Below are 16,975 nucleotides of genomic sequence, written 5' to 3' on the forward strand. Positions count from 1 at the left end.
ACAATCTTTAACAATTTCGATTGTATTCAGACGTTTAGAAACCTTCTGCCAACTAAAGTGTAAAAAAGTCTAACGAGAGCTTTCTGCTCTCGCGTGGCCATGTTTTGTCAAGGCATGGACGGTGGTTTTTACCGGAACGGTTAGTTTTTTTCCCACACTTCGAAGCGCGCAGCCGCCTCATGCGCACGGCCGTTTTATACGATCAATCCACGTCGATATCCAGTAGTACCGAACTCATGGATTTCCCATGAGCGTCGAGGGCGAGGGACGTCGGGCACTTGCCTGGCAGCGAATGCTATTGCCGTGACACAGCCGTCTTCTATCATTCGCTGCGCAGCCCGCCATGCAGACTCCCGTGAGCATGGATAGCGGGCGGACGTTGTCCGTAGTGAGGAACGCGGTTCGCGAGCGAAATGTCCGTCGAACTGAATCAGTGCCCCGGTGCGCAAGTCTATTTCTTGCCGCTTGCCTTAGTATCGGTGAGCTCCGTTATTTGCCGATCGGATAGCTCGAGTTTGAGCGGAGCATCGGCGGACAGCTTCTTTGCCTCGACGACCTGCTTCCAGCTTCCGTTCGCAGGCGGATCGCGATAGAAAGTGGCGATCGCTATGTATGCCGTTTCCTTTTCCAATGGCTGTGAAAGACTCACCGATGCGGCTGGGTTGACCACCACGCCTAGGCTTGCCTGGAGATCCTGCGCGAGCATGGTTTTGTCGTCACGAATGAGATCGCCATAGGCCGCGCTGTCGAATAGCTTGCGGTCCTTCAGTTGATAAACGCGTACCGCCACTGAAGTCGAACGACCCGCCGCGTCCTGATTCAGCCCGGCGCGCGCGGTCAGATCTACGTCGAGCACTTTCACCCGTTTGTGGAAGACTGCGTTATAAGCGTCGACCGAGGTATCGGAAACGGTTTGCCAAGCGCCGCATCCGGAAAGCAGCAGCGTCGCGGCGACGCTTGCTGCGCTAAATCGTTTCAACATGATTGCCTTCTGCTATTGAAGTCACGCCGCGTGCGGGCTGACATATGGCTTGAGATAAGGATTGATGCCGGGAGCAGGAAGCGCCTCGCACACACCGAGCGATATCTCGATGTCGCGTTCCGCCTCGGAGGGCAGCACCACGGTCCAGCCGAGCCGCGGGGCGCGCGCCCCCAGCAGGACGCCAACCGCCGGTGTCGGAACGAAACGCGAGGACATCTGCACGCGCAAATGCACATCGGCCTTGACGCCGATATAGAGACGCACCAGTGCCATCAGATCGCGATGCAGCCACCCACCGGGCAGGAGATCGTTGGCCTGCTCGGCGTCGCGCGGACGCATCGTCACACGCACCGCACGGCTTCGATAGGTAATTCGCTTGCCGAGCACATAACCTCCGCCGAGGCCACGTCGCTTGCTGCCGGCGCTTGCGGCACCCACGTCTTTCGCGCTTAGCGGCGAACCCTGTTCCGTGCGCTTCGCAACCGGCCAGAACTCATCGACCCTGACCTCCACGCCGGGCGCACCAAGCGCAATGACGCCAGCCAGACCCTCCGGCGTGCGAGTACGTTGGACCATCAGACTTAGCAAGGCGAGCATGCGCGAATCTGGCAAACCGGCGCGCGCGGGCTTGTTGCCCCAGCCGAAACCAGCAAGACACAAAAGCTTTTGCGAGTGCTGGTCCGTACCGCCGTGGCAAAAACTTTCCGGATAGCGATACTTCTTCCACGTCCGATAAAGCAGCGTCGCCAGCCGATGATTGAATTGGTCGAGAAACGCTTCGACTGCTTCGTGCCCCTCCTCGCGCTGGACGATATCGTCGAGATAATGCGTCGGCATCGTCGCATCGACGCCGTACAGACCCATGAACGTAGTGCGCACGGTAGGCGCAAGCAGGGCATCGCCCTCGTCCGCGAATTCGACACTCGCCATTTCGCCTGCGGGAAAGCCCATGCGCGGGCGCGGCCTGAAGCGCACGGGTTCGTGTTCGGGCGTATCACGCTCGCCGAAACCCGGCCTGTTCGGCTCGCTCGCCTCAAAAAGACGGCACAGTTGCATGAAGCTCATTCGTGGCGCGCGCGCGAGCAACGCGGCGACGAACGGTTCGACCCCCGATAGATCGCGCGCCGTCATAGCGGAGCACGCCGCGTCTTGCTGCGCGGCCATTCGATGCGAGCCTGCGACGGCAGACTCACGATGGCGAGCTTCGTGAAGAGATTGATTTCCGCATACAGTTCGAAGAAGCGATGCAGCAGTTCGGCGAACAGCATCACGTCGCCTTCGCCCGAGAACGCCTGCGAGTCGAGCGTCACTTCGATCAGCACGCCGCGCTCCACAGCGCCGCCGGAAATCTCCTCCAGCAGTTGCTCCGAGACGTGCAGAATGCCGGCGAGCCGCCGCCGATTGAGTTCGTCGTTGGTCCAGTCATAAAGTGCGAGCGCGCCGCGCAAGACCTCGGCGTTGAGCATCGATAGAAAATTCGGCGCGAGATGTGACAACACGCGCCACTGAAACCGGTCGCCGGTGGGCGGATAAAGCGGCAGCGTCGGCGCGACGAGATTGCGCACGCCGCCCACGTTTGGCGTGCTGAGCGCGAGCTCGTCGATGCGCGCTTCGCGCAAACCCTTACGCGGCAACATTCCGTTGGTGCCGGTCACGCGTAGCGATATGCTTTCCTCTGGCAGCGTCTGCATCGAATCCCATGCATGTCCGCCAAGAATCACCCACGTCTCGTGTAGACCGTCCATACCCGGCCGCACGCGCGTATGGAAGTATCGTTCGGGCGACTCGTGCCGCAACATGCCTCCGCGATGTCGAAACGTCGCGAAGGGAACATATTCGAAGCGCTCGGCGGTTTCGTGATCGAAAGATTCGGCGGCATCGACCGAATAGGTTTCGACGTGCCCGCCCTGATGCCCCGCGGGCACCACGCGATACTCCGTCTCGTGATGGTTGATTACCACCGGCTCGGCGTCGAGGCTGAACAGGTTGATGACCGGCGTGCAAAAGAGACGCAAATTGTCTTTGTTGAATCGCTGATCCGACGGATATGCATGCTTCAACACAATTTCGAACTCGAAGCGCGTCGCGCCCACCGGAAGCATGTCGATGTCGAGCCCGCAAAGATCGACGAACAGAAACTTCTCGCGGAACGTGAAATATTCGAGCAGCAGCTGATAGCCCGAAAATGCAGCATCCGACTTAGGCCACAACCGTTCTTCAGGAGAGAACCCTGCTGGTTCGATGCTCGCGCCTTTGCACGGCAGGGCCTCGCCGTTACGAACCTCGGGGATGCGCCATTCGATGGCGTCGACCTGACGGGTCAGCGCAAGGTGCATGGCAAACGCCGTCGGCTGATCCGCGCTCAGGTGTAGTCGCAGGCGCGAGAGATCGGTTTCCGTGCGGCGCGCCGAGTTATCCAGTTCAAAGGCTATCCGAATAACCGAACGACCGTCGTGCCGCACCGCGGGGCCTGCCTGCGAGAGGCGCAACGGTTGCATGGCGACGGGCTGCGTCGTGCGGTAGAGGCATTGCACCGTCCGAGGCGCAGCGGTTGTGCCTGAATCCGTCGGCACGGAAATCGGCGCGGAGCGCACCGCGACGCCTGCCGGGACGTATGCGGTTTTCTGCATCCGCTCGCCTTGCGGCAAGAGTTCCACGACGGACAGCGATGGGATCATCCGCAAGTAGTGCGGCCAGAGCAGGCTTACGATGCCTTCTGTCAGCTCCGGCAGTTCGTCGTCGAGTTTCTGCCGAAGCCGGCTCGTGAGAAACGCAAAACCTTCATAAAGACGTTCGACGTAGGGGTCGCGATCACCCACGCGATCGAGATTGAGCATGCGCGCGCGATCAGGATGCGCCCGTGCGAACTCGCGCCCAGACTCGCGCAGATAACGCATTTCTGCTTCGTAGTAGCGCAGGACCGGATCGCCGCGCGAGAGGTCCTGATTGGGGTCTTGTGTCGATTCGTCGTTCATCTATGTTTTCATGACAGCGTGAGCGCACGCGCCGGGTCCAGCACGATCAGTTCACTACGCAGTTCGCCGATACGGTTGGTCAGCGTTGTCTTGTCGGCGTCCTTGCGGGCACTCATCGTCTTCAATGCACGCATCAATTGCTGCTTGACCTCAAAAGCGAGCGCCGGCTCCCAGCGTGCGAGAGGCAAGGTGCGCGTGGCGGCATCGAGTTCCGCGAGAAGTGAGAGTGCGGTATCCGCGCGGCCGGCCTGCTCGGCCAGACGCGCCATCATCAGGCGCTGCAGATAGCGATGCTTGTCTGTCTTCATGCCCGGCAGCGCATCGAGCCAGATAAATGCGGCTTCAATACCATCGCGCGCGGACAAATCACGCGCCTGTGCTTCGATCTCGGGCCAGTCTCCGGCCGCACCTTCCGCGGCATTTGCCGACACCGGCAACGCCGCGATACTCTCGCCTGCGTCAAGATCGCGCACGACGGCGTGACGCGCGATCCACTCGAGCGTGACATCATCGGCGAAAGGTGTACCGTCAGTGAAGGCAAGCCGCTCGATGCCGGGAAGACGTTCAAGAAAGAGCGCGAAATCCGCGCGCAGCAAATCGCGCCATGCATCATAAGGCGTGCCTACGTTATCGAGCGCAACGTGCTGAAAATGTTGCAGATCGAACCAGAGGTGATTGACCCCTTCCATGAACGCCGCTTCGACGCGTTCCAGCAACTCGTTCCACTGCTTTTGCAACACGAGGCGCTTGAACTGCTGACGCAATTCGCCGCGTGGCGCGGCGAGGCGGGTTCGAGCGCCGGCATCCGCGGGCGGGACTTCGTGAAGCGTATCCCAACGGATACTGCGCACGAGTCGCGCAGAAGGCAGATAGCCGTTTTCCTGATCGCGCAACCATGCTGCCATGGTGCGAGCCTGATCGAGCAATTCGCGCTGCGATGCGATCGGGGCGCTACCGGCAAGCGCCGGAGCCGATGGAATCGGCGCGGTCGTGCTCGGCTCGGCGCTTTGTATGCCGTCGTCCTTGCGTTGGAAGCGAGAGGCAAGCATCTGCAAGTTGGGCCGCGCCGCTTCCGGCCATGTGAGTGTCTTTCCGACGATCGCATCGAGCGCGGCGACCGCGCGCTCCACACCACCAGGATCGAAAGCGTCCCGGCTGTCGAGCAAGTCCAGCGTGCGTGTAGTGGCGAGCATTTCGAGCGCGCCCTTCCTGGCTTCGGGACGCAAAGGCAAGATGGCATCGCCGAAGCGGTCGATCATGGCAGCAGCGAGTTCGAGACCATCGACGAAGCCTTCAGGTCCGTCCTGACGCAATCGCGCAAAAGCGTAATGGCCCGCGACACGCAGATCCTTGCCGACTTCTTTCGTGATTTGCTCGCACGAGCGGACAATCAACGAATCGTCGATGCCCGAAAGTTTTCCTGCTTCATCCTTCAAGCTGAAGAAGGCGTCTTCGTAACCGGGATCTCGACCGACGCCTGCATCTCCGGGAAGCGGCGCGAGCCAAGCCTCCCAAGTGTCGAGGCGAGTGCGAGCAAATTGGGCAGCATCGCGCGAAGGGAAAAGCGTTTTAAAAAGACCAGCAAACATCAATGCATCTCTATGGTTGCGCCTTGCGGCAAGGGAATGCCCAACTGATTCGCCGCAGTGAACGCTCCGGGAGGCAGGGGCGGAGGGTTCGAGGCCGCCGACGTCGCCTTCGTCTTCGCGGGGTTATTAACCAGGAAGACGCGCTCCGGCAAGGCGAAGTGTCGTAACACAAGTACATCGAGCGGACCCGCACCGCCTTCCGCGCGCATCTGCACCGAAAGAGGCAGCGCCTGACTTTGATCGGGTGTCCAGGAAAGCAAGTAGCGCGCGCTGTCCTGTTGCGTAACCTTCGCACGCTCGAGCAGGCGTATCACGCCGAAACGGCCTTGGGCATCGAGGGCCGAGCGCAGGCCGCCTTGCGCCGTTTCCCATTCCAGATGCGTGACGTTCTCCAGCGACTGGCCCGGCCATTCGAAGGGCATCCATTCTTCTTGCTGATTGAAGTACTTGAACGTGCGGCCCGCAAGCACGAACGTCATTTCGGTGACGCCGGGAGTTGGTACACCACGGAGATCGAAGCGGACGTGTGCATCGCCGGATGGAAACATCACGGTCGAGACGCGCGTGAGCTTGTTGAGCGCGATAAGGAACGCGGGATCGAGCGTAAGCGCGCCCTGATTCGCGCCCTGCGCCGCGACCCAGTGATCGCCCTGCCGTTCGATGATGCCTGCAAGTTGCGTCGCGACAAACTGCGCAATCACGCCATTGTCGAGCCGCAGGAAGCGCGCAAGATCGGGCAACGATGCATCGTTGTCGGAATCCGCGAACGGATAGCGGGATGCGAAGTTGCGATTCCAGTCCGCGAGAATGGCCGTGCGCCAGATGTCATTCAGACTTGCGGACGCGGGGCGCACGACAACCTGCCACGTCTGGTCGAAGGGAGCTTCAAAGAGTTTGCCGAAACCGGCCCAGCGCTCGCCGAGGCTCGCGGACACACGGCTTGCGTAGTCGCGGCTGTCAGCAATATCCGAAGTCTTTCCTTGCAGCATCGCTTGCGCCGCGGCGCGCGACATGGCGTCCGGGTCGGGACTGGACATCATCTGCTGCGTTCTCAGGCGCATGGCGGTGACGCGTTCGAGATAGCGCGGCAGACTGAGGTCGCCGACAGGTTGCGGCACGCCTTTCCCATTCGCGGATGCTGCGGCCCCGAGATCGCTTCCGGTCAGGCGCAGGACGGGGCCGAATGCTTCGGCGAGCGGGGTGTTTCTAGCTTGAGCGCGCTTCGATGGATCTTTCTCGTCGGCGCCCACGAGTTGCTGTGCCTTCGTGATCAGACTGTCCGACAACGTTTGCGTCGATGCGCCCGCGCCGGCCTGATAGACGATTGCGTCCATCAACGCGACGAGCGGCGAGCGTTGCGGGTCGCCGAGCAGTGTCAGTTGATCGACCGTGCCGGAAAGCGACGATGCATCCTGCCAGCGAATACCGTTGAGAAATTGCGCCCAGGCGCGGAAGTAGTCGTCGAAGTAGCGTTGGCGAAGTTCGGCCTTCAGCGCCGACGGCGATGTATTGTCGGCTTTCGCGTCTGAGAGCACCCAATCGCCTGCGACGGTGTGATGTTCGCTCGCTTCGTCGATCGCTTTGGGAATGCGTTCTTCCCAAGCGGCGCGCGTGAAAACGCCCGGGACCGTGGCGCTCGTGCCGAAGAGGCCGCGACTAGGATGATCCCCGAGGATGCCGGCCAATGTCAGCGGCGGATATTTGGGCTTGGTTTCATCGATGATCTGTTGGTAGATCGCATCCGTCGAATTCTGGATTCCGCGCACGCCAATGATCGTCTGACGCGCCGACGCTATCAGTGCCGCGTCGGGCGTCAAGGCCGGCGACGCCCCGTGCTTTAAGTGGCTTGCATAGAATGCAATTGCGTGCTGGCGCAGGTCCTCCCACGCGCCTTGCGTGAGCGTCGCATTTTGCTGGCGCGCGGGTTCGTTGGTGGCTAGTAGCTGCGTCGTAAGGAAGGTTGCGTCGGCGTGCTCGGGGTTGGCGAGCATGAGATATGTTTTTAGCGTGTCATAGGCTGCCTGAACTTGTGCGTTGCCGCCACTGGCGATTTCGGCATCCGATAGCGAGGCAAGTTGGCTCAGGCGGTTTTCGAGTTTGGCTTTGATGGGAACGATCAGGACGCGTGAGGCGGCGTTGAGGTAAGCCGGCCAGAGGCGCTGGTATAGGGCGGCGTCGTGGTTCAGACCGAAGCGGGTGTAAAGCGGTGCGCCTTCCTTCCTGCGGATTTCGAGCGTGTCGAGTTGTGAGTCGAGCGCGTTTAACGCCTGCAGTCGTTGCTCGGGATCTTTCGCGGATGACAGACTTTCCAGCGTGCCTGCATCAGTTCGGACCATTGAACGATTGACGAAGCCTGAAAGCAACGTGCCGGCGACGAATATGCCCAGGACAACGATGACGCCATATGCCGCCGCGCTCGATAACGACACGCCCACACGGCGGCCATGGATAGCGCGACTTTGCGTTAAGACGGATTTCCAAAGAGCGTCATAAGACGGCAATGCAAAAGCTTGTTCGCTCACTTCGCGATCTGCGTCCTCGACCTGTTCAACACAAATCGGGGCAAACAGCAAACCGTGTACATCACTGCGCCAGAATCCCGACGTTCCAACCGTGTCGAGGAGGACACGTAACGCGGCACGAAACCGCTCTATGTGTTGCGACATCTCCGCCGCAGCCCGATCGAGCGGGTCGCGAGCAAGGCGTGCAACCCCGTTGCCTGCAAGACTGCCGGCGAGATTCGTTAGAGTGGTTTCAAGTTCTGCCGAGTTCGAGCGACGATCCGACCACGTCACGCTAATCGATGCGTCGTACGCGGAAATATTCCCGGTACACCTGACGGCATCGACAAGATAGACAGGCGCCGACCAGCACAACGTTCGAGCCTGAAGCACGAGGCGCTGCGCCATGCCCTCTGCATCGAAGGGCGTCCTTGCCGGGCCGAGCACTTCAGTGCAAGCAACCACTGCGTCCACAGGGCGGTGACGACGTAACCGCCGAAGTTTTTTTAACCATTCCACGTCGGGTTGACCGTCGTCATGGCATCCCTGGAGCAACACGGCGCCTTGAATCATCTGCCAGCCGCTGGTGGAAAGTCCTGGCGCGATGCGATCCACGACCGAGCGCTCGCCGGCAACGAGTATCCACCGAGCCCGGTGTCTCCACCTCAACCCGAAGCGATGAACGAGCGCGGTCTTTAATGCCTTCGCGCGGCCGGCCGAGTCTTGCGAGCGTAAGTTGTCAGCCGTGCCACCGGGTGGACTACCTTTTTCCGCGTCGTACCGCATGAACCATCGTGTGGCCCTTAGCGATGCAATCAAGAGCAAGATTGCCTCGAAGAACTTGCTCAGCAAAGTCAATATCAAGAGCACACAAAACAACGAAAGTTCAACGATGAGCAGCTTGTCTCCTGACAAACCAATGCTTGGGCCCTTTACCGCCAAGCCAACCGCCAATGCCAGATAGACGATGAAAATAGCGATAGCAATTAAGAGCGCCAGCGGTCTTTCTCTTTGTTTAGTCACGTTCTTTCCTGCAAACCAGAGCGGTCATTTCGTCGTCTTCCCGTGCCAAAATCAATTGAGGGTTGGGGCTCGCGCTTGCGCTTGCTGCAGCTAGCGCAAGCGCGAGCCAACCGCTAGCAGCCGAGCAGTCGCCGACCGACGACTCGATCGAGATCAATTGGGTTTGCTCATCGAGCTTCGCTGACCGACGAACAAGGCCCACATCATCTTCTTGCAAGCCAGCAATCCAGACAGCGCTCAATTCCTGCCCACTTGCCCCGGACCAACGGCTTGCAAGGCCAATCGCGTCCGCGATCTTATCGACGCCTGACTTGACCGGCCGGTGCAGGTGCACTGCCGGCTGACCGCCAGCCTCAGGCTTGGAGACATAGCCAAGCAACACGGCAACCCCTACTTCGGCGACTCCCCCGCCAAGCACGTTGCTTATGGCATTGCGAAGTTCGATTGCAATGACGAGATGAAAGGTATTTTCGTCTTTCTGATCCAGCCACGCGTCGGTGGTGAAGAGCGCAAAAACGTCTTCGCAACTGATCCGGAGATCAGCCTTTCCAAGCTTTTTCAGCAACGCGCAAATTCGATCAATCACAGGCTGCGTCTTGAGATTGGAGTGCAAGCAGAGATGTACGTGAAGCGTGCTTTTTCCCGGTAGAGCTAACAACGGCGACTCTAGATCGCTGAGCATTTGATCGATCAGCCATTCGCACACGGCCAGATGACGAGTGTGCTCCCCCAGTTCGTTGCTCGGATAAAAAGGCTCGCCGGGCACGTCTATCCAGCGCGCCAAGACTTCTCTATCTCTCTCGGCAGCGCTCAGACGCAACTCTGAACGAACTTTTCCATCGACGATGCTCTGGAGACTGTTTTCCTTCTTGTCCGAAGAGTAGTGCCAGGAATAGCCATAAACGGTCAATGGCTTACTGGCGGCAGCGTGACATGCTGCTTCTGCATCTTCGCTGACTCGATTATTGGCAAGCGCTGATGCTCGCGCCGCGGAACTGTATGCCAAAGTTGAAAAGAGCGAGAAGGCCCAAATCAGAATGGGGTATCCGACGGCGCAGAGCCAGAACCAGGCCGTATCTATCTTATGGCTCTCTCGCCAAACAGAAATCGCCATGGTTGCGCCAACGCACAGTGCAAGCACCAACAACGAACCCCAAAGGAAGAGCGACGCTCTGGGTGCAAGGGGAACCGCCGCTTTCGGTGGAATTCTTTCGAAATCGATTGGCATCGTCTACTCGACGGAAGCACCGAGCGGGGATGCAATCAAGTACGCGCCACATTCCGTGTGGTCTCCATCACGGGACAGTGAGGTGATGCCATCTTTTATCCGCTTGCTTCCTTCGACGATCCGGTTGTCGCCATGGATTGGGCAAGAGACAAAGTCTCCGATGCGGGCAGCACGTCGACCTTTGACTTTAATGCGGTTGGAGCCGCAGAGGATCTTGCCGCCGTGGCTGGTGACATTGCCTTCGTATGCTAGGTTTTTCATGATGGTTTTGTTTTGCTTCGCGCCAACGGAAATCGGTTCAATCTAGAAGCTTGGGTTTTGGGTGCCTAAGCGCTTGCCCTGCTGGGACCACGTCACGCTTGGTTTTGCAGATAAGGAACCACCCGTAGCGACTCGTCGTACACGGCGCTGGTGCGGTCATCACCCATTGCGGTCCAGCTTCGCCTTGCAGGCGCGTGCAATTCGCCGTTCGGGTTGGTCTTGTCTTCCAATTAGCGGCCCTTTTGCGATTCGGAGGATTGGACCTCCGTTACGAGCTCCAAAAAAACAAAGACCTATGCGGAAACACCATTTTAAGAATCATCAATTTGACTTAATTATCGAAATTTCTCATGGCTTGCATACTCAGCGTATTCGTCAAAGATGTGATGGACATCGCCCAAACACCGTTGCCTAAGTTGCGACTCAAGCCTCAACATTCAATCCGGCGTGCATAAGTCTAATTTTCCTTTGCAGCCTGTCGATTCTTTACTCGCGATGGAATGTTCTTGGTTAAGCCGAGTGGGTTCATTTTGGCCTCGTAAGCCACATAAAGCGGTATGGCCTTACTCTCAAATCCGTTCGTCCAGTAGGCGTCAGCGAGGTTAAGCTTGGCAACAATTCGTTCCGGGAATTCTCTCACTATGCGCTCTAGCAACGGTATTGCCTCGTAAGATCGATCATACTTTGAAAGATAGAAAGCGATATCATTTACCTCCTGCACAGTATTTACATCAATATACGGCACTAGCTCTGCAACGCTATAAAACGGAAATAATCTGATGAATTCTTTAATAGCCGCCTCATCTTTTATGATGGTCCGAAAATAACGAAGCTGCGAAATCACCGCTTTCCTCGACTGGGTTGAAGGCGTATATCGAGGAGGTCTGAGATCGCCTGGCGCAAAGCAGCCCTCGACACGCGAAACATATTCTTTTGAGGCTACCTCGCCAGAGTTTAGGTAGGGCTTTTCTCCTGTTACTTCCCGTCGTAAGCACCAATTTCCGAACGAGCTATCCCATTGATAAATTTTCGTAAAAATCTGTCCACCTTGACTCGAACAGCTGCCGTCAATGGCTATGGAATACGCACTTGGAACCTTGTAAACTGCCATCGAGCTACATGAATCGAATTTATCCACATTATATAAATGGACAACCCCATCTGTCGCACGATACCTGATTTTTAGCTTGTCGTGATCGTTTTTAGATGTCAATGTACTCACAACGCCAATCCTCTCGAAATCATCTCGAAGTACGTTTTCGCGCGCGTAAGCCGGCGTATTCATGACCGAAAGTAGAACAACAAAAATCAAGCACTCGCAGGTTGCTTCTCTCCACTTCAAAGATTTCAATTTTTTGCGCCCTTTATTTTTAGGAAAAACGAGGCTATCCTATCGGTTCTACGAAACTCTCGCACTGACATGCATCAAAGCAAAAGATGAGATCCATGGCATCGCGCGATCTTCAATAAACTTACACCGTTTGCGAAAATCCTTTAGATCGCTTACATCTCCTTGACCGTGTTAATAAAATCGCGGCCAACATGCTGCTATTTTGTGGCTTAGATGCACAAGTCTGCGTGGTACTCTACCCACTTTAAGTGGTAATCCGCCATACCACTGCTTTTTGCGGTATTAGCTATAGTCTTCCGTTAGTCAATGCCATCAATCGGCGCCACCGTCTCGATGCCTCTGAAAGCTCGCGAATTGAACCTTTGGTAGATTCCTGGCTCACAGACTCTGTTTGATAAAAGTTCGTCGCCTCGTTTCACATAAACTCCGCCGAGTGCGCTTGCGTACACTACGTAGTTATAGGCACCGCGTCGAAACTTAATGTGTGTTGAGCTTGCATTGGCTGCAAAAACATCGCTAATATTGAATCTATTACGTGGCGGAATGCTTTGTTCTGGATATTGGAGATCGATCTTCTCTTTCGTTCCGATGCGATATTGTACATAGCCGTTATTCGGCGAGATATTACCAGAGGCACAAAGGGATATTATTTTTCCGCTGGCATGACAACTGAAATACACTTCCTCAAAATCCTTACAAAGCGTCAATTCTGCGTGTGCAACATTTAATGTTCCGGCGCTGAGCGCGAGTGTAACCATAATCTTCTGGAAACTAAACATTTTGTTTTCACTCGATCGTTAGGTTGTAGCGATTCAGCCGATGAGCCAGTCTTGGCAAGTTAATTCACAACTTAAGCCCTACGGCAATGCATGAATTTTTTTATTAACGCGGTACGATTACACGCCGTCCTACGGCCATCGTTGTAAGATCAATACCCTAATAGAACCATTTCTTTAGGTTAATTCACAGTAAAAGGCGCTTTTGGAGGTACGGAAATCCACTCGCCGATCAACTTTGGCTTCAAGGCTTTTAGGATGAACTAAGCGCTTGCCTGCTGGGACCACGTCACTTTCGCCGTTCGGGTTGGTTTTAATCTTCCAATACTGTCCTTTTGCAATTTGGAGGATTGGAATTGCGCTACGAGTTCCAAAAAATTAAGAGAAAATTATAAACGCGAATTTACCATCCTAAAGAAGACTTCCCTTCAAATTCTCATTCGTCGAGAGTTGACTTAAGTATCCATTTTTTTATTTTTTTGCCATTAGCCTGTGTGTATTCTGTCTTAACCCATCCGTCTTTGCTAACCCCGAGCACTTTTACCCTGTCGCCCGGAACTAGATATGCGGTTGTTCTTGCTAATGCTTCAGGAGAATCATACAGCCAAGATTTGATCCGGACCCTGGTATCAAGAGCTAACTTACCTTCTCTTTCATTCGATACTTTAGCAAGCTTATTTTCAATGTACGTTGCATCAGACGCTGCACCCTCGCGTCTGAGTGCTGCAGCTATCTGCCTATAAGTGTGTCGATTATCATTACTGGGGGAGTCACACGAGATTAAATTCTCGATACCCAATGCATCAACCACGCGATCGCGCAATGTTCCTGATTTTGGTGATTTTCGAAAATCGGTCCATAGTTGATTAGCAAGATCTTCCTGCCCCTGCAACATCTCGCCCGAACGGTCGCGCCCCTGCTCAATCCAAGCGTCTTTTTGCTGCGACCAGGCTCCCGAGCAGATAGCTCCAGTTTCGAAGCTAATCATGCATCCGGAAGACGTGTCTACGACGGGGCAATATTGATTTCCCACTATACGTGGCTCCTTGCCTGCACTTTCGAGCATTCCCTGTCTAACTAGTGGGAGCACCAAATAACGCCCGCTAAAAGATAAGCTTCGAGCGCTTACGCCATTGAAGACAACGCCGCCATTGATGCTTAATGATTCGTCTGGAAGGAACCGCAGCCAGTCGCCTGTTTTCAGTTTGAGCCGAGCGCGCGCCCACCCTGATCCAAAACGTAGCTCATTAGTACCGGATAGATGATCGCTAAATTGCAACACTTGACCACCTGGCAATTGGGCGGTGACGTCTGCGCTAACATTTGCGAAACTACGCGTCACAAATAATGCGCATGAAACGAACAATAAGGCCAAGAAAGAGTGAGTACTTAATCTCATTGGGACAGCGCTCCACTTAATGATGCGTAACGAGTATTGTTGTCATTCATTCGCCTTCGTGCGGCGTAAGCCGCAGTCAACGCTGCCTCGTGTGCCGTATGCTGCGCACCCCACTTCGCGGGATCGTTCGCAACCGATGAATTAGCATGAAAGAAGTCAGAGAGAGCCCTTCCAAAATCGTCGGCAACATTGCCAGGCCGATTCACATGTTGGTCTAAGGCTAACGCCCGCCCTAGATCGTTTCGACAAAAGTCTCCAATTGTAGAAGTGAACCCCGTAGGAATTATAGAAATTACTAACCTAAGTCGGCGCACGAAATCCTTTACTTGTTTCTCCTGGAATTCGTTATCAATCACTGCATTTACGATGGATGCTAACGGCTTATTAGATACGACATGACCAAAGGCTTTCGCGTTACAGCCAGTCCTAACGAGGCTATAAAGTTCACGTCCGGTAATAAGCGTGCCGCCGGTTAAAGATTCATCACTATAAAACATAGTGGCAATGGGCGATTTAGATCCAGTATCTTCAACGCTCCAACCGCAATCGGCGAATAAGCGTTTATAAGCGGCCCCGTTTTCTTGTTTAAATTCGGCAACTTGAATTGGAAATTCCCCAGCCCCCCGGATATTTACGGTTTTTTGACAAGCTCCGGCGGTGAAGATCTCGCTATCGTACGCTTGAACCGAATCCATCTTCCCTTCGTTTTTAGACATAGCCACTAAAATTCTGTGTTCGCTTTGCGTCATCTGCCCATTGGAAAGAAGGCACCGCATCGCGGGCGATGCTTCTAAGCTTACTCCCCCCCAATAGACGGGTCCGTAGTGCACGGTCTGACCAGACCACCGCGAAACTTTGAATTTGTCGACATAACAGCAGCCACATGAACAACCGTTTGACGCTTCAAAATTCGCCACCAAGCCAATCGGATTGATATGAAACACATCTGACCCAGGAAAGCCTGACACTTTTGCCTTCACCTCATCCCACCAAACGAGCTTCTCAATTCGCTTCTGTTCTTCGTCATACTGCGGTGTCCGTCCCGCGACCCTTTCGATCTCCGCATAAAGCTGCTTCCACTTATCCGGATTAGCCCACTCACTCTCGTGCTTCACAATTAACCGCGAGGCCCGCTGCATCAACCACGGATAGTGCCCCGACTCCCCCGCATAAGACACGCACATATCGTCCGCAGCGCCACTCCCATCTCCCTGTGGAAACAACACACGGTAGATGGTCCTCATCATTGGACTCAGCTTAGTCAGGGATTTCGCGTGTGGCACGTTCGCATGACCGGCATAATCCACCCAAGCTTGCGTAGTCGCAAACATTGAGTGCGCGGGGTCGTGCGCATCGTCGATGCAAGAAAAGTCCACCCACGTCTGAGCAAATTCACGCGTCACCCTACCGCCCGCGAACGCCTCCTCCCGCACCCATCCTTCTATGGCTTGCCCCCGTGGATCCGCACTTCCGACACGCCACCAATTCACCTTGCGTCCGGTGCGATCAGCGTTCTGTTCCACATGCTGCTTATTTCTGTCACGTGCGAGTTCCCCGAGCGACCAACGCTGCACAACTCCGGTCATGGGTGCGCTCGCACCTTCGCGCTCGGCATCGTGGAATAGCTTAGTTTGGGTGTCGATACGCAAGATCGTCGGTTCTGCAGACAAGCCCAGCGGAGTCCAGTCGTCCTTATGCGCGCCATGCGCTCCGATCCACGTTCGGGACTGGTCGATAAACGTCTGCACGCTGTCGTCGCAAAACGCCTCGATGTGTGCCATGCGCGTGGCCGACGAACCTGCGTTCAGCGAGTCGTAACGTCCCAGATGGCCAATCAAGTCACCAGCCTTGATGGGAATACCTTGAGCACTCGCGTCGCCCGCGCTATCCAAGGTCGACGCAGTAACCACGACGCGATCGAAGGTGTCGTCGGGCATGAACGCTTGTACCAGCGGACCGCCGTTTTCGTTGCCAAGAAAAATCCATCCGCTCACGGCTGTTGACGGCGGAACCCCACCCGCTTGCGGTGCATACAACTGCGCGCCATGTACGTCGGTGATCTTTCCCCAGCCGTGCTGTTGTTCTCCGATACTGACGCATGCGCCCTGCGGAAGTATGGCCATAGCATGACCTCCTCGTTGGCCTCCTCGCGGCGTCGCGCGTACCGTCAAACCCTGCTGACCCGGGTCAGCAGCCGACCCAGTTCTACTGACCTCAGGTTTATCCCGAGCGTGCTCGGTCACCTTGAATTGCGTGGACCAGTACGACGGTTTGCTTTTCCCCACATCCCGTTCGTAGTCGTCGTAAGCCTGAAGGTGCATGTACACGCTATAGAACGTGAAAGTCTTTCCCTTTGGGAACTCCATCGTATGCCGCACCAAGGCAAACCCGGTGCTGTATAAGGCCTGAGAGGCCGGCTGATTGCTGGAAGCCGGAACCTGGCTGACCGGATAAGCGCGATTGACGCGGTAGGCGATGACATGGCCATCCGCGATGCATCGAACCCCTTGGTTGAGATCCAGCTGCGTACCCGCCCCCGTGTCCGTGATGTGTATCCCGCCATGCCACATTCCGCTCTTGCTTACGAGATAGCTCCCTGACGGTTCCTTATTGGCGAGCATTTGATAGATCTCGTGCTCGTCGGTGAACTTTGCCGCCGCGTCTGCAGGGCGTTGTCCCTTCTTCAAAAAAGGGAACCCAAACGATATTTGTTTGACCTTGGTATCAGGCGGCGCGGAGCGTGGAGCGCTCGGCGCTCTTGCAGCAGGAGCGTTCGCCGGAGCGCTTGAGGCGGCGCGAGGTGCAGAAGCAGGTGCGGACGCAGGCGCAGGCGCAGAGGCCGGTTGTGCCGCTCTTGATGAATTTGCCATATCGATGCTTACTCAGAAAA

11 protein-coding genes are annotated in these 16,975 nt (G+C 56.1%); all 11 read right to left on the minus strand.

Features of this window, described 5'->3' with window-relative positions:
• Nucleotides 1-451 precede the first annotated feature (451 nt).
• The gene (gene tssJ, locus ACYQ47_RS07650) at nucleotides 452-982 is read right to left on the minus strand and encodes a type VI secretion system lipoprotein TssJ (RefSeq protein WP_459904991.1); all 531 of its coding nucleotides are present in this window, start codon (nucleotides 980-982) and stop codon (nucleotides 452-454) included.
• Nucleotides 983-1,003: 21 nt separating this feature from the next.
• Complete coding sequence (gene tssG / locus ACYQ47_RS07655; protein WP_309958300.1) at nucleotides 1,004-2,146, minus strand: type VI secretion system baseplate subunit TssG; 1,143 nt, start codon at nucleotides 2,144-2,146, stop codon at nucleotides 1,004-1,006.
• Complete coding sequence (gene tssF / locus ACYQ47_RS07660; RefSeq protein ID WP_459904992.1) at nucleotides 2,110-3,957, minus strand: type VI secretion system baseplate subunit TssF; 1,848 nt, start codon at nucleotides 3,955-3,957, stop codon at nucleotides 2,110-2,112. The genes tssG and tssF overlap by 37 nt, the downstream gene beginning before the upstream one ends.
• An 8-nt stretch (nucleotides 3,958-3,965) precedes the next feature.
• Entirely contained in the window at nucleotides 3,966-5,546 is a 1,581-nt protein-coding gene (gene tssA / locus ACYQ47_RS07665) for a type VI secretion system protein TssA (RefSeq protein ID WP_459904993.1), read from the minus strand.
• Nucleotides 5,546-9,070 (minus strand): ImcF-related family protein, encoded by a 3,525-nt coding sequence (locus ACYQ47_RS07670; RefSeq protein WP_459904994.1) that lies wholly within the window; start codon nucleotides 9,068-9,070, stop codon nucleotides 5,546-5,548. Before ACYQ47_RS07670 ends, tssA begins: the two co-directional genes overlap by 1 nt.
• Nucleotides 9,063-10,298, minus strand: coding sequence for a hypothetical protein (locus ACYQ47_RS07675; protein WP_459904995.1), 1,236 nt, complete (start codon nucleotides 10,296-10,298; stop codon nucleotides 9,063-9,065). Before ACYQ47_RS07675 ends, ACYQ47_RS07670 begins: the two co-directional genes overlap by 8 nt.
• 3 nt (nucleotides 10,299-10,301) lie before the next feature.
• Nucleotides 10,302-10,559, minus strand: a complete 258-nt coding sequence (locus ACYQ47_RS07680) for a PAAR domain-containing protein (protein ID WP_459904996.1) — start codon at nucleotides 10,557-10,559, stop codon at nucleotides 10,302-10,304.
• Between the two features lie 457 nt (nucleotides 10,560-11,016).
• Nucleotides 11,017-11,910: a hypothetical protein gene (locus ACYQ47_RS07685; protein ID WP_459904997.1), complete on the minus strand. Its 894-nt coding sequence runs from the start codon at nucleotides 11,908-11,910 to the stop codon at nucleotides 11,017-11,019.
• 299 nt (nucleotides 11,911-12,209) lie between these two features.
• A complete protein-coding gene (locus ACYQ47_RS07690) occupies nucleotides 12,210-12,689 on the minus strand; it encodes a hypothetical protein (protein WP_459904998.1) in 480 nt (159 codons plus the stop codon).
• Between the two features lie 433 nt (nucleotides 12,690-13,122).
• Nucleotides 13,123-14,085 carry a hypothetical protein gene (locus tag ACYQ47_RS07695; RefSeq protein WP_459904999.1) on the minus strand — a complete coding sequence of 321 codons (963 nt, stop codon included), beginning with the start codon at nucleotides 14,083-14,085 and terminating at the stop codon, nucleotides 13,123-13,125.
• Nucleotides 14,082-16,955 (minus strand): hypothetical protein, encoded by a 2,874-nt coding sequence (locus ACYQ47_RS07700; protein ID WP_459905000.1) that lies wholly within the window; start codon nucleotides 16,953-16,955, stop codon nucleotides 14,082-14,084. Before ACYQ47_RS07700 ends, ACYQ47_RS07695 begins: the two co-directional genes overlap by 4 nt.
• Nucleotides 16,956-16,975 lie beyond the last annotated feature (20 nt).

Source organism: Caballeronia sp. HLA56, assembly GCF_054655155.1.

Coding starts and splice junctions, on each gene's coding strand:
- tssG (WP_309958300.1), bottom strand. CDS start 2,146: ATGGCCGCGCAGCAAGACGCGGCGTGCTCCGCTATGACGGCGCGCGAT.
- ACYQ47_RS07690 (WP_459904998.1), bottom strand. CDS start 12,689: ATGTTTAGTTTCCAGAAGATTATGGTTACACTCGCGCTCAGCGCCGGA.
- ACYQ47_RS07700 (WP_459905000.1), bottom strand. CDS start 16,955: ATGGCAAATTCATCAAGAGCGGCACAACCGGCCTCTGCGCCTGCGCCT.
- ACYQ47_RS07675 (WP_459904995.1), bottom strand. CDS start 10,298: ATGCCAATCGATTTCGAAAGAATTCCACCGAAAGCGGCGGTTCCCCTT.
- tssA (WP_459904993.1), bottom strand. CDS start 5,546: ATGTTTGCTGGTCTTTTTAAAACGCTTTTCCCTTCGCGCGATGCTGCC.
- tssJ (WP_459904991.1), bottom strand. CDS start 982: ATGTTGAAACGATTTAGCGCAGCAAGCGTCGCCGCGACGCTGCTGCTT.
- tssF (WP_459904992.1), bottom strand. CDS start 3,957: ATGAACGACGAATCGACACAAGACCCCAATCAGGACCTCTCGCGCGGC.
- ACYQ47_RS07680 (WP_459904996.1), bottom strand. CDS start 10,559: ATGAAAAACCTAGCATACGAAGGCAATGTCACCAGCCACGGCGGCAAG.
- ACYQ47_RS07695 (WP_459904999.1), bottom strand. CDS start 14,085: ATGAGATTAAGTACTCACTCTTTCTTGGCCTTATTGTTCGTTTCATGC.